We start from the raw sequence: 14041 nt of genomic DNA, 5'->3' as shown, positions 1-14041 counted from the left end.
TTTGAATTGAGTGTTAAAATGATATACATAATAGCAGCATTATTAGTATTTATAATTTATGTTGTTCTAGACAATGAAATTCCAAGGTTAACAAGCTATAATTTTGTAATCAAGGATGGAAAAATAAAAAAAATAGATGATAAATGCAAATTAGCTAAAAAATATACTATTTATCAGATTTCTGACTTACATAATCATCTTTTCGGAAAAAACCAGAAAAGAATAACAAAGCTTTTTGATGAAAATCCGGATTTCATATTTTTAACTGGAGATATGCTTGATAGGTTACAAAAAAATATAGACGGAGCTATGGTTTTACTAGAAACTTTAAGTGAAAAATATCCAGGTAAAGTATATTTTGTAAGCGGCAACCATGAAAAAGCTTCTCCTTTTTATAAGGATATGCTTTCCTATATGGAGAAAAACAAGATTATAGTCTTAGATGATAAAAATATAGATTTAGAAGATTTTAACTTACTAGGCTTGCCAGATCCCAGTGAATATTATGACAATAAAAAAGTGAAATATATTGCAGGGACTGGAACAGTGGAATCTAGACTGGATAAGCTGCTTGTGCCAAATAAGGCAAACCTACTTTTAGCTCATAGACCCAGCTATTTAGAATCATATAGTAAGTGTGGAGCTGACTTAGTTTTTTCCGGCCACACCCATGGTGGACAATTTAGAATTTTTAATAGAGGGTTGATAGCACCTGGTGATGGATTATTTCCTAAATTTGACGGGGGCTTATATAAGAAAAATAATACTTATATGGTAAATTCAAGGGGACTTGGAAATAATTTACCTATAGCAAAGAGGATTTTCAATAGCCCAGAAATTTGTAAGATTAATTTGTACATAGATATTTGAGTAATATTAAAATTTATTGTAAAATATATAGGTAATATGTAGTAACAGAAATAGAGGATGGTATGGATTTAAAATCAAAAATAAGAGTTATAGAAGATTTTCCTAAAAAAGGAATAAGTTTTAAAGATATCACTACTTTAACTAGGGATGGTGAAGCCTTCCAAGAAGCTATAAATATGATTATAGATGAAGTTAAAGATATAGAATTTGACTATATAGCAGGTGTAGAAGCTAGAGGTTTTATCTTAGCGGCACCTATGGCTATGAAATTAGGTAAAGGTTTCATACCAGTAAGAAAACCAGGAAAGTTACCAGGTGAAATTTTAAGAAAAGAATATTCTTTAGAATATGGCACAAATGCTGTTGAATTAAGTGCTGATGCTATAAAAAAAGGTGATAGGGTACTATTAGTTGATGACTTATTAGCTACAGGTGGTACAGCAAAAGCAGCCCTAGATCTTTTAGAAGAAGCAGGAGCTGAGATAGCAGCTGTTGGATTCTTAATAGAGCTTGAAGAGTTACATGGTATGGAATTATTCAAGGATTACAAAAACTTTTCACTTGTTAAATATGATTATTAATATAAAGAATGTGGTTTGTACTTACTATGAACCACTTTTTTTATACTTGAAAGTAGTTAAAAATGAAAGATAAAAACAATATAGATAAGATTGATTATTATAAATATTTACTAAAGGACTTGGATAGTGATCTATTATCATTGATAAAGGAAAGGATAGCCCTATCTAAGGAATATAATAGTTATATTTTTAAGAACAATTTAGAAAACAAAAAAAAGTTAATAAATTCTTTTTCTGAAGTCAACTTAAACCATGAAGATTATGAACTCAAAGAGATTTTTAAGCTTTTAGACAATATGTCCAACAAAAGTTATAGGAACTTGTCTAAAAAGTATAGGGCTGACTATGCCTATATATCCGACAAAAGAGATGATTTTCTAGAATTTATTTTTTACCAAATACTTGGTCAAAAAATAGAGCATTTTGATGTGGAAAATTTCAATGAATTATTTAGCATTCTTAACAGAGACAATTTCAAAGGTTATATATTAAAGGATTCTTGCGGATATAAGCTTATTGATCATCTTACAGATTCAACCGACCAAACTAAAGAAATTGGTCAAATAAATCTAGTTCAAAAATTTAACAAGAAAAACTATGGCTTTAATACTGAGTATGTTGGCTTATTAAAGTTTTTACAAAAGGAAGCTATAGACCTTAAAGATAAGACGGTAGCAGTTTTGTATAAAAAGGATGTAAATAAATCAATAGACTATGCCTTGAATAAGTGTGGGGTAGAAAAGATAGACCATATAGACATAGATGATTTTAAAGACTACCAAGTTTATTACAATCAAGTTCTAATAAATACTGTAGACCTAGAAGAAAAACAAAAATATAAGGATTTTAGCCTTAAAAATTTTGACAAGTTAGAATTAGTTTTAGATTTTTCTAGCAATAATTTTTATACTAGATTATCAATTGATGCAAAAGATAAAAATATTAAATCCTTTAATTCCCTATATAAAAACTTGTATCAAGATAAAAAAAGTATAGAAATATTGACTAAAAAGAAAATTTCAGACTATGAACTTGAAGATATTCTTAGTCAATATATAAGAAACAATTTAAATATTGTATTAGTAGGTATGCCTGGAGCTGGTAAAACTACAATTGGTAGGAAGTTAGGCAAACTTTTAAATAGGAAGCATTTTGACCTTGATAGGCAATTTTATTTGGAATATGGAATAAGTCCCCAAGATTATTTAAATAACAAAGATGAAGAGTCATTTAGGCAAAAGGAAAAATTAGTAGTTGAAAAACTAGGAGACCTAAAAGGTGTTGTTATATCAACAAGTGGAGGAGCTGTATCGAAAATTGAAAATTATTATCCACTGAAAAGAAATTCTATAATATTTATGGTTGAAAGGGACTTGTCCTACTTGTCCACGAGAAACCGTCCACTTTCTCAAGGGGGAATGGATACCCTAGTAAAAATGAGGGATAATAGGAAAAATAATTATGAATACTTTACTGATTTCACTGTAGAAAACAAGGGTGATTTCAATGGGGTAGCTTATGAAATAGTTAATATTTTTGAAGAGTTATTTTAAAGGAGTAATGATGAAAACTGTATTGACCATTGCTGGTGTTGATCCATTTGGCGGATCAGGTATGCAGGCTGATATAAAGACTATAACTGCCCATAAAGTTTATGCTTTATCAGCTGTAACCTTGTTAACTGTACAAAATACTAAAGAGTTTTTAGGTGGACAAGCTGTAGAAGTAGACTTTTTAGAGAATCAAGTAGATAAAATTTATGAAGATGTGAAAGCAGATGCTGTAAAAACTGGCATGCTATTGACTAGTGATATCATAAAAAAAGTGGCTGATTTAGCAAAAAAACATAAGTTTAAAAACTTTGTAGTAGACCCTGTAATGATGTCTTACAAGACAGTAAAATTGATTGACGACCAGGCCATTGAAACCTTGATGGAAGAATTAATCCCTCTTGCCTATGTAATAACTCCAAATGCGGGAGAAACTGAAATTTTAGCAGGAATGAAAATAAATAATAAGGAAGACATGCTTAAGGCGGCAGAAATTATTTACAAAAAATATAAGGTAAATGTCTTAACCAAGTCTGACTTATCAGATGGGGATGCAGATGATCTTCTTTATACAGAAGAAGGGGGTCTTTGGTTAAAGGGTGAAAAAGTTGATACAGAAAATGTGAAGGGGACTGGAGATACCTTATCCTCTGCCTTAGCATCTAATTTAGCTAAAGGTTATAGTCTAAAAGAATCAGCCATCATGGCTAAAAGATTTGTAAGTAAGGCCTTGGAGTCCAACTTGCAAATAGGTGGTGGTAAGGGTCCTATAGACCATATGTTTGATATTAAAGGAATATACTAACAGGAGAAAAAAAATGAAGCTTCATTTAAGAGATATAGAAAAATCCTTTGATGACAAAAAAATCCTCAAAGGTATTAATTTTACCTTTGAAAAAGGTAAAATATATGGTTTATTGGGTAGAAATGGTGCCGGTAAAACAACTCTCTTTAATATAATTTATAAGGAGTTGAATGCTGACAAGGGTGAAGTATCCTATGAAGACGAAGGAAATACTAGGATACCAGAAATAGAAGATATTGGTATGATATTTGCTGAACCATACCTACCAGAGTTTTTAACAGGCTTTGAATATATTAAATTTATAATAGATATATCCAAACCACACGAAATTTCATATATTGACCAATATTTTGATATGATGGATTTTGATGAAATTGATAGACACAAGTTGATTAAGGATTACTCATCAGGTATGAAGTCGAAAACTTCATTATTAGCCTTATATGTCCAACAACCACCAATAATTCTACTAGACGAACCACTTACAGCCGTGGACGTTTTAGCTGGTGCTGAAATTAAAAAGTTTTTCAAGTCATTAAAAAATGACCATATAATAATTTTATCAACCCATATGCTAGACCTTGCAAAGGACATTTGTGATGAGATTGTATTGCTAAATGATGGTTTACTAACATCCTTGAAAGACTTAGAAAAGGATGAAAACTATGAAGAAAGAATAGTAAATGCTTTGAGGGACCAAAATGTTTGATGCTGTATCCTTAAATGTTAAATATAATTTTTTAATAGCCTACAATGGTTTCTTTTATTTTTTGAAAAAGATTCCTTTAATTGGGAAAATATTTAAAAACTCAAATAAATGGATCCATAAAATAGACTTCTTAATTTTACCCTTGTCTATTTTATTTGGATTTTTAAGGTCCATATTTAATAAAGTAATATATTATCTTGTAATGTATTTTGTTGTTTTATCTATGACTTTAGATTTTTTTGAAGTAAGCATTCCTAAAAATACTGAGATGATTTTATTTTATATAGCTGGCTTAACCCTTATTGGGACCTTTAGAGATTATGATTTTTTCTATACTAACAATACGACTAGCTATATTTTTATAAAGCAAATGAAATTAGATCCAAAAAAATATTATTTGTCATCATACTTTTATCAAACTATATTAAATGTAATTTCATTTAGCTTAATTTACTATATTATATTAAAAATAGCAGGTGGATTTTTTGGCCAAGTGAATATTAGTTATTTAAATGTGTTTTCCTTTACTATGATAGCTTATTCCTTGAGGTTTATAGTCGCCTATATATTTTTGAAGAGAAACTTAACAAAGGACAAATTTAAAGTCTACAACTATATAGTATATCCACTAATGGTTATCTTGCTTATAGCTTTAATAGTTTTAATTGGCATGGGAAAAATTATCGATGTACAAGTACTTTTTAACCCATTAATGCTTTTCTTAGCTATTGTGGTTTTCGCAATGCTGATATTTAGATTTATGGCAACCGACAATATTAGATATATATCTAATAACTTTTTAGTTATCAAAGATTTAAAAAGTATTGAAGAAGCTGAAATAGATGCAATGGGTCTACAGGTTGAAGATGGACAAATAAAGGTAGATGGAAAAGATTTCTCTTCCTACAAGGGCATTGAATATATAAATAAAATATTCTTCCATAGGCATAAAAGTATTTTGAAGAAGAAGGTAAGGATAGGCAATATAATTAAAATTGCTATATTTACAGGAATAAGTATAGGAGCAGTCTATATTAGCCAAAATAATGATTTGCCTCTAGCAGAGAATGCTAAAGATATAGAGGAAATAAAATCTTACCTACCATATGTAATATTTGCTGCTTCTTATTTTATGTATACAGGTGAATTTTTTGTAAAATATTGTTTTTATAATATGGATAAAGACCTAATGAGACATGCCTACTATAGGACGTCTGAAAATGTGTTAAAATCAATAAAGATAAGGGTTGTGGAATTAATCAAGTATTATTTATCACCTTATTTATTTATGCTAGGGATGATATTGGTAGTATGTGCTTCATTATCATTTGGATATACTTATACAATTTCGCTCTTATTGATATCATTCGCTGGTTTGCTATTTTTTAGTATGCATTACCTATATATATACTATTTACTTCAACCATTTACAGAGAGCGCAAAGGTAAAAAATCCACTATATTCCGGTTTAACCTATGTTATTTATATGATAATGTATTTTTCTGGAACATCTGATTCTAAAGATTTAATCTTCAAATATATATTGATATTTGTAGTAATATATTTAATTTTAGGTGGTTTTTTAGTATATAAATTTGCTCCAAAAAGATTTAAAATTCATGATTAAGGAAATAGGAGGTAAGAGTCAAAGAAACATTGACTTTTATCTCTTTTTCCTATAGAATATGTAGATGTATTAGAGTTACCGTCTAATAAATTCAAGTAGGAGGTATAAGTATGAGAGATAAAGTTAAACTAGCTTGCACAGAATGTAAGCAAAGAAACTACGACACAATGAAGAACAAATCAAATACTACAGATAGAATCGAGTTAAACAAATTCTGTAAGTTCTGTGGAAAACATACTCTTCATAGAGAAACTAAATAGGAGTTTGAAATGACAGAAAAAAAGAAAACAGGTTTTTTCAGAGGAATAAGAAACGAATTTAAAAAGATTACATGGCCTACAAAAAATGAAGTTTTCAAATCAACTTTAGTTGTAATTGCAGCTTTAATAGGTATGTCAATCTTAGTTAAATTACTAGATACAATATTCCAATTTATTTTATCATTCACTGTATAAGTAGAAGGAGAATCTAATGGACAACGAAAATATTGAACAAGCGAATTGGTATGTTGTTCATACTTATTCAGGACATGAAAACAAAGTTAAAAGTAAAATAGAAAACATGATAGAAAATGGGAGTTCACATAACATTTTCGATGTTAGAGTTCCTATGGAAGAGTACGAAGATATAGTTAGAGGGGAAAAGAAGATTAAAGAAAGAAAAGTTTTCCCTGGATATGTACTAATTAAGATGATAGTTGATTCTAGAAACTGGTATTTGGTAAGAAATACTAGAGGAGTTACTGGTTTTATTGGACCAGATGGGGACCCAGTTCCTTTGAGTCCAAAAGAGATAAAAGACTTTGGTATAGAATCTGAAGATCCAATATCAGTAAAATTAAACGCAGAAGATTTAGGAATCAATATAGGAGATTCTGTAGAGTTAACTGAAGGTAATTTCAAAGGTTATATGGCTACAGTAGTAGAAATAAACTATGAAAAACAAACAATTAATGCAACTATAGACTTTCTTGGAAGGGAAACTGCAGCAGAAGTACCTTTCGATTATTTTAAATAGCATCTTATTTAGTGGGAGGATACTCTCCGCAAACCACATTAGCGATTTAGGAGGAAATAATGGCTAAAAAAGTACAATCAATAGTTAAATTACAAATACCAGCTGGAAAAGCAACACCAGCACCACCAGTAGGTACAGTATTAGGACCTACAGGTATCAATATTATGGAATTTACAAAGGCATTTAATGCTCAAACAGCTGACCAAAATGGAATGATTATACCAGTAGTATTGACAATTTATGCTGATAGAACATTTTCATTTATCACAAAGACACCACCAGCACCAGTACTAATCAAAAAAGCATTAGGATTGGATAAAGCTTCAGGTGAACCAAACAAAAATAAAGTTGGTAAATTAACAAAAGAGCAAGTTAAAGAAATTGCTGAAATCAAAAAACCAGACTTAAACGCAGCTACATTAGAATCTGCAATGAGCATGGTTGCAGGTACAGCAAGATCAATGGGAATTACAGTAGAAGATTAGTGGGAGAAATTTTTCGTTAAACCACAAGGAGGAAAGAATGCCAAAAAGAGGAAAGAGATACGAAGCGTTAGCGGAATTATACGATAAAAATACACAATATGAAATTGACGAAGCTGTTGCAATAGTTAAAAAAGCTGCTACAGCAAAATTTGATGAAACAGTAGAATTACACATTAAATTAGGTGTTGACTCAAGACACGCAGACCAACAAGTTAGAAATACTGTAGTACTACCACACGGTACAGGTAGAGATGTTAGAGTAGCAGTATTTGCAAAGGGTGAAAAAGTTCAAGAAGCTTTAGATGCTGGAGCAGACTTTGCAGGTGAAGACCTAGTAGACAGAGTTCAAAACGAAGGTTGGATGGAATTTGATGTTGCAATTGCTACACCAGATATGATGGGTCAAGTTGGTAAAATTGGTAGAGCATTAGGACCAAGAGGATTAATGCCAAACCCAAAAACTGGAACAGTTACAATGGATGTTGCAAAAGCGGTTAAAGAAGCTAAATCAGGTAAGGTAGAATATAGAACAGATAAGCAAAATATCGTTCACGTACCAGTAGGTAAAGCTTCATTTACAGAAGAACAATTATTTGATAACGTAAAAACACTTCTAGCAGCTGTTATAAAAGATAAACCAGCTTCAGCTAAGGGTAAATACTTAAGATCAGTTACAGTTACATCTACTATGGGACCTGGAGTAAAATTAAATCCAACTAGAATAGTAGAAATAGCTACAAAATAATTTGACTTTATTTATATAAAGTGATATTATTCATAGGTATATTAAATAGGCTACCAAAGACTATAGGAGGGCAACCTTAAAAATCATCCTATATAGGAGCATGATAATGATTATTATCTCCTTGCGTCTTTTCGTGAGGAGTTTTTTTATAAATTGATGCGAAAGTAGCCAAAATAACTATGGAGGTGAAAAATGAGTAAGTCAACTTTGACACACAAACAAGCTGTGGTTCAAGAAATCAAAGAAGCTATTGAAAACTCAAAATCCATCTCAATCGTTGAATATCGTGGACTTAATGTAGCAGATATTTCAGAACTTAGAAAGCAATATAGAGAAGCTGGTGTAAACTACAAAGTATACAAAAATACTTTAGTAAACATAGCTCTTTCTGAACTAGGTTATGAAGGCTATGAAGAGTACTTATCAGGACCAAATGGTTTTGTATTTAGTAACGAGGACATGGTTCAAGGACCAAAAATATCAGTAGATTTTGCAAAAGATCACGAAGCTTTAAAGGTAAAAGCTGGTATTATTGATGGAAAGGTTGTTGACGCTGATAGTGTAAAAGCTTTAGCAAAACTACCAACAAAGGAAGTTTTATTAGCACAAGTATTAGGTGGATTGAACGCACCTATTCAAGGATTTGCTAGCGTGTTAAACGCAACATTAAGCAGTCTAGTATATGCATTAAATGCAGTAAAAGAAAAAAAAGAACAAGAAGCATAATTATATAGGAGGACAAAATGTCAGAAAAATTAACACAATTAATTGAAGATGTAAAATCATTAACAGTATTAGAATTATCAGAATTAGTAAAAGCTTTAGAAGAAGAATTTGGTGTTTCAGCAGCAGCTCCAGTAGCAGCAGTAGCAGCAGCACCAGCAGCAGGTGGAGAAGCAGCTGCAGCAGAAGAAAAATCAGACTTTGATGTAGTATTAACAAGTGCTGGTTCAGGTAAAATCAACGTAATTAAAGTTGTAAGAGAAATTACAGGATTAGGATTAAAAGAAGCTAAAGAATTAGTTGACGGTGCACCAAAAGCAGTTAAAGAAGGTGTTCCAGCAGACGAAGCTAACCAAATCAAAGAAAAATTAGAAGAAGCTGGTGCTTCAGTAGAATTAAAATAGTTAATTTTACAAGTTAAAAAAATAAATTAATGGCTTAACTATAATATATTTAAGCCATTTTTTATTTTAAATACATAAATTATTATTTTTATTATTAATTATATTTAGCTATATTTGATTCGTCCAATCTCTTATTGGTGATGAAATATTAGCATTAACAAGGAGTAAATTATGACAGAAGTAAAAAACAGAGAAACTGTTGGCTCATTTATATTAAAAGTATTAAATGGAGCAACCATAGCTATAGTTGTAGCTTTAATACCAAATGCAATCTTAGCTACATTTTTAAGACCATTAGCATCCAACCAAATTGCTGCTGATTTCTTACATGTTGTACAAGTATTTCAATTCTTGACATCAGTAATGGCGGGTTATTTAATTGCTATGCAATTTAAATTAAATCCTATTCAATCATCATGTGTTGGTGGTGCAGCATTTATAGGGTCTGGAGCATGGAAATACATTAATGCTACAGTAGGAAACGCTGATCCAGCATTTATTTTCCAATTATCTGGAATAGGTGATGTTATCAATACAATGCTTACAGCAGCCTTAGCTGTTTTAGTAGTTAAATGGATTGGGGATAAATTAGGTTCTCTAAACTTAGTTTTAATGCCAATTATAGTAGGAGCAGGTGTAGGATTTATAGGAACATTAACATTACCATATGTTTCAATGATTACATCTGTAATAGGACAAGGTATTAACTCATTTACTACATTACAACCAATGATAATGAGTATTTTAATTGCAGTATCATTCTCAATTATAATCATAAGCCCTATATCAACAGTAGCTATAGGTTTAGCAATTGGATTAAATGGTATATCTTCAGCAGCAGCTGGTATGGGTGTTGCTTCAGCAGCAGCATTTTTAGTATGGGCAACTATGAAATCCAATAAAGCAGGTGTTCCTGTTGCTATTGGTTTAGGTGCTATGAAGATGATGATGCCAAACTTCTTAACAAATCCAATAATAGGATTACCAGTTGCGATAACAGCAGCTATCAGCTCATTAAGTGTTCCAATATTAAACATGGTTGGTACACCAGGAACAGCTGGATTCGGTTTAGTAGGTTTAGTATCACCTCTAGCAGCATTAAATGCTGGAAATATAGGTGTCTTAGTTATGGTATTAACTTGGATAGTAGTACCATTTGCTGTAGGATTTATAGTAAATAAAGTGATGTGTGATGTATTACACATTTATGAACCTGAAATATTTAAATTCAAAGGTTAATAAGTAAAATAAATAGTAGAGTTTATAATATAACAAAGTTTAAGATGTTATAATAAAATAGGAAACAATATATTTAAGAAAAATATAAAGGAGATAATTATGTTAACATATATTGCAGGCGCTGGCGCTATGGGTTGTAGATTTGGTTACCAACTACAAAAAGCAGGGTATGATGTAGTTTTATTAGATATGTGGGAAGACCACATCAAAGCCATTAAAGAAAATGGATTACAAGTAGAAGGTGACATTAATGACAATGTAAAAATGGAAATAATGAAACCTACTGAAGCAACAGAAGAAGCAGATTACATTATTTTATTTACAAAAGCTATGCAATTACCTACTATGTTAGAAAGCATCCAACAAATTATTGGTGAAAATACAAAAGTATTATGCCTATTAAACGGTTTAGGCCATGAAGATGTTATTAAACAATACATACCAGAAAAGGATATAATCATGGGTGTTACTGTATGGACAGCAGGCTTAAAAGGACCTGGTAAAGTTCACTTATCAGCTACAGGTACAGTTAACTTACAAGCTATAGATGAAAGCGGTAAAGAAGGTGCAGAAAAATTAGTTGACATGATGAATGATGCTAAATTGAATGTAACCTATGATGAAGATGTGCTTCCTTCAATTTGGAGAAAAGCATGTGTTAACGGTACAATGAATTCTAACTGTGCTTTATTAGACTGTACAATTGGAGAATTATTTGCAACAGAAGAAGGTCTAAGAGTTGTAAAAGAAATTATCCATGAATTTGTATTAGTTGGTGAAGCTTCAGGTGTTAAATTAGATGAACAAGAAATTACAGACTATGTAATGCACACAAGTGAAGTAGCTGCAGCACATTATCCATCAATGCACCAAGACTTAGTTCAAAACCACAGACCTACAGAAATTGACTACTTAAATGGTGCGGTTGCTAGAAAAGGTAAAGAATTCGGAATTGACACACCATATTGTGAATTAATTACTGATTTGATTCATACTAAAGAGAAAGTATTAGGAATTAAATAATAATATATTGATTTAGACTTTATAAAAGGCTTGTAACTTGTTAAGTTATAAGCCTTTTTGTCATATATTAATAAAAGTGATAATATTATATATATAATTTTTAAGGGAGTATATATGGAAAAGACAAGATCAAAAATTAATTATCAGAAAAAAATGGAAGATATATTAGCCAAGGAATCAGAAAAAGGAAGGATTCCTAAATTGCTTCTTCATTCTTGTTGTGCTCCTTGTTCAACCTATGTATTAGAGTACCTTTCACCACATTTTGATATAGGAGTTTTATATTACAACCCAAATATCCACCCTTCTGAAGAATATTATAAAAGGGAAGCTGAACAAAAGAGATTTATAGATCTAGTTAATAAGGTGAATAAGATTGAATTGATCCAGGCTAAGTACAACCCTCAAGAATATTTTGATGCTGTAAAAGGTTTTGAAAATGATAAAGAGGGCGGCTTAAGGTGTGGTCTATGCTTTGACTTGAGACTAAATGAAGCAGCTAAGTACGCCAAAGAACATGGCTATGATTATTTCACTACTACTCTTTCCATATCTCCGCACAAGAACGCTGACTTGATAAATCATCTAGGAGAATTATTAGAAAATAAATATGATGTTTCTTATCTTTATGCGGATTTCAAAAAGAAAAATGGTTTTAAAAGATCTATAGAATTATGTAACCAATATGATGTCTATAGGCAAAACTATTGTGGGTGTGTATTTTCTCTAAAAGAATCCCAAGAAAGAATGAAAAATATGGAATTAAAAAGTGAAGACCAATTAGATAAAGAACTGAAAGAAGACCTTAAAGGTATACATACTAACAACAATTAGTTGACTTTAGCCTAACAAAGATATATACTCATATAGCAAATTAAATATATATTTTATCAAGAGTGGCAGAGGGACGGACCCGTTGAAGCCCGGCAACCTATTAAATTAGGTGCTAAATTCCGCAGGACAACCTGAAAGATAAGATTTTAAGCTTACCAATCAGGTAAGCTATTTTTTATTTAAAAAAGAATTGATAAAGATATAAAGAAAGGAAGGAAAAATGAAAAAACTACTTACATCTGAGTCAGTTACTCAAGGTCACCCAGATAAGGTATGTGATCAAATCTCAGATTCTATTTTAGATGCATATTTAGCCCAAGATAAAAATGCTAGAGTAGCATGTGAAGTAATGGCGTCTCCAAATTTAGTATTCATCACTGGGGAAATATCTTCTACAGCAAATGTTGATGTTGAAGAAATTGCTAGAAAAACTATAGATGAAATTGGTTATAATAAGGAAGAATACGGATTTACAGCAGATGGAATAAAAATACTTGTGGATATAAATGAACAGTCAGCAGATATTGCTTTAGGTGTTGATAATTCTCTAGAAATTAAAGAAGAAAGTAGTGACCCATATGATCAAATTGGGGCAGGAGACCAAGGTATTGTATTTGGTTATGCTTGCAATGAAACTGAAGAATACATGCCAATGCCTTTAGTATTATCCCACAAGTTAGCTAAAAAACTAGCAGATTTAAGAGAAGACAATACCATAGATTACTTAAGACCAGATGGAAAATCACAAGTAACAGTGGAATATGTGGATGGCCTAGCTAAAAGAATAGATACAGTTTTAGTATCCACCCAACACGATGACCATATAAGCTTGGATACTATCAAAAAAGATGTTATAGAAAAAGTGATAAAAGAAGTAATCCCTGCAGCTTTAGTAGATGAAGATACCAAATACTTAGTAAATCCAACAGGTAGGTTTGTAATAGGTGGACCTCAATCTGATGTAGGCTTAACTGGTAGAAAAATAATAGTAGATACCTATGGTGGTTTTTCTAGACATGGCGGTGGAGCCTTTTCAGGTAAAGATCCATCAAAGGTAGATAGGTCAGCAACCTATATGGCAAGATATGTAGCTAAAAACATGGTTGCAGCTGGACTAGCTGATAAGTTGGAGGTTGGAGTAGCCTATGCTATAGGTGTGGCTAAACCAGTATCCATTTATGTTGATTCTTATGGTACAGGTAAGTTGGATGATGACAAACTAACAGAAATAGTTAAAGAAAACTTTGATTTAAGACCAAAGGCCATAATAGACAAGCTTGATTTACTAAATCCAATTTATAAAAAAACTGCAGCTTATGGACATTTTGGAAGAAGTGAAGAAAGTTTTACATGGGAAAAACTTGATAAGGTTGACCAGTTGAAAAAATACTTATAAAAATTAAAATATTTTTTAATTAAATAGGAGTCA

17 protein-coding genes, 1 riboswitch and 1 other annotated feature are annotated in these 14041 nt (G+C 31.1%); all 17 genes read left to right on the top strand.

Annotated features, from left to right (window positions below):
* Positions 1 to 18 precede the first annotated feature (18 nt).
* The 17 genes from C4Q29_RS03980 (at position 19) to metK (ending at position 14008) form a co-directional block, all read left to right on the top strand.
* Positions 19 to 870 carry a metallophosphoesterase gene (locus C4Q29_RS03980; RefSeq protein WP_103981521.1) on the top strand — a complete coding sequence of 284 codons (852 nt, stop codon included), beginning with the start codon at positions 19 to 21 and terminating at the stop codon, positions 868 to 870.
* A gap of 62 nt (positions 871 to 932) precedes the next feature.
* Positions 933 to 1451 (top strand): adenine phosphoribosyltransferase, encoded by a 519-nt coding sequence (locus C4Q29_RS03975; RefSeq protein ID WP_103981520.1) that lies wholly within the window; start codon positions 933 to 935, stop codon positions 1449 to 1451.
* Positions 1452 to 1513: 62 nt separating this feature from the next.
* Positions 1514 to 3004, top strand: coding sequence for a shikimate kinase (locus tag C4Q29_RS03970; protein ID WP_103981519.1), 1491 nt, complete (start codon positions 1514 to 1516; stop codon positions 3002 to 3004).
* A gap of 10 nt (positions 3005 to 3014) precedes the next feature.
* Entirely contained in the window at positions 3015 to 3806 is a 792-nt protein-coding gene (gene thiD / locus C4Q29_RS03965) for a bifunctional hydroxymethylpyrimidine kinase/phosphomethylpyrimidine kinase (protein WP_103981518.1), read from the top strand.
* 13 nt (positions 3807 to 3819) lie between these two features.
* Positions 3820 to 4515, top strand: coding sequence for an ABC transporter ATP-binding protein (locus C4Q29_RS03960; RefSeq protein WP_103981517.1), 696 nt, complete (start codon positions 3820 to 3822; stop codon positions 4513 to 4515).
* 223 nt (positions 4516 to 4738) lie between these two features.
* Positions 4739 to 6142 (top strand): hypothetical protein, encoded by a 1404-nt coding sequence (locus tag C4Q29_RS03955; protein WP_159459205.1) that lies wholly within the window; start codon positions 4739 to 4741, stop codon positions 6140 to 6142.
* 110 nt (positions 6143 to 6252) lie between these two features.
* Entirely contained in the window at positions 6253 to 6402 is a 150-nt protein-coding gene (gene rpmG, locus C4Q29_RS03950; RefSeq protein WP_103981515.1) for a 50S ribosomal protein L33, read from the top strand.
* Between the two features lie 9 nt (positions 6403 to 6411).
* Complete coding sequence (secE, locus tag C4Q29_RS03945; RefSeq protein ID WP_103981514.1) at positions 6412 to 6597, top strand: preprotein translocase subunit SecE; 186 nt, start codon at positions 6412 to 6414, stop codon at positions 6595 to 6597.
* A gap of 16 nt (positions 6598 to 6613) precedes the next feature.
* Positions 6614 to 7159, top strand: coding sequence for a transcription termination/antitermination protein NusG (nusG, locus tag C4Q29_RS03940; RefSeq protein WP_103981513.1), 546 nt, complete (start codon positions 6614 to 6616; stop codon positions 7157 to 7159).
* 59 nt (positions 7160 to 7218) lie between these two features.
* On the top strand, positions 7219 to 7644 hold the full coding sequence (gene rplK / locus C4Q29_RS03935; RefSeq protein WP_103981512.1) for a 50S ribosomal protein L11: 426 nt from the start codon (positions 7219 to 7221) through the stop codon (positions 7642 to 7644).
* 37 nt (positions 7645 to 7681) lie between these two features.
* Complete coding sequence (gene rplA, locus C4Q29_RS03930; protein WP_103981511.1) at positions 7682 to 8389, top strand: 50S ribosomal protein L1; 708 nt, start codon at positions 7682 to 7684, stop codon at positions 8387 to 8389.
* A 35-nt stretch (positions 8390 to 8424) separates the two neighbouring features.
* Positions 8425 to 8545, top strand: a sequence feature (ribosomal protein L10 leader region).
* A 36-nt stretch (positions 8546 to 8581) separates the two neighbouring features.
* Positions 8582 to 9115 carry a 50S ribosomal protein L10 gene (rplJ, locus tag C4Q29_RS03925; RefSeq protein ID WP_103981510.1) on the top strand — a complete coding sequence of 178 codons (534 nt, stop codon included), beginning with the start codon at positions 8582 to 8584 and terminating at the stop codon, positions 9113 to 9115.
* A 17-nt stretch (positions 9116 to 9132) separates the two neighbouring features.
* Positions 9133 to 9516 carry a 50S ribosomal protein L7/L12 gene (gene rplL / locus C4Q29_RS03920; RefSeq protein ID WP_103981509.1) on the top strand — a complete coding sequence of 128 codons (384 nt, stop codon included), beginning with the start codon at positions 9133 to 9135 and terminating at the stop codon, positions 9514 to 9516.
* Between the two features lie 171 nt (positions 9517 to 9687).
* Positions 9688 to 10755 (top strand): PTS sugar transporter subunit IIC, encoded by a 1068-nt coding sequence (locus tag C4Q29_RS03915; protein ID WP_103981508.1) that lies wholly within the window; start codon positions 9688 to 9690, stop codon positions 10753 to 10755.
* A gap of 99 nt (positions 10756 to 10854) precedes the next feature.
* Positions 10855 to 11778, top strand: a complete 924-nt coding sequence (locus tag C4Q29_RS03910) for a 2-dehydropantoate 2-reductase (protein WP_103981507.1) — start codon at positions 10855 to 10857, stop codon at positions 11776 to 11778.
* A gap of 114 nt (positions 11779 to 11892) precedes the next feature.
* Positions 11893 to 12612, top strand: a complete 720-nt coding sequence (locus tag C4Q29_RS03905) for an epoxyqueuosine reductase QueH (RefSeq protein ID WP_103981506.1) — start codon at positions 11893 to 11895, stop codon at positions 12610 to 12612.
* Between the two features lie 50 nt (positions 12613 to 12662).
* Positions 12663 to 12757: riboswitch (SAM riboswitch) on the top strand.
* 75 nt (positions 12758 to 12832) lie between these two features.
* Positions 12833 to 14008, top strand: coding sequence for a methionine adenosyltransferase (metK, locus tag C4Q29_RS03900; protein ID WP_103981505.1), 1176 nt, complete (start codon positions 12833 to 12835; stop codon positions 14006 to 14008).
* Positions 14009 to 14041 lie beyond the last annotated feature (33 nt).

Source organism: Helcococcus massiliensis, assembly GCF_900258485.1.
GTDB classification, from domain to species: Bacteria; Bacillota; Clostridia; order Tissierellales; family Peptoniphilaceae; genus Helcococcus; species Helcococcus massiliensis.
This window is presented reverse-complemented; position numbering and strand designations above follow the sequence as displayed.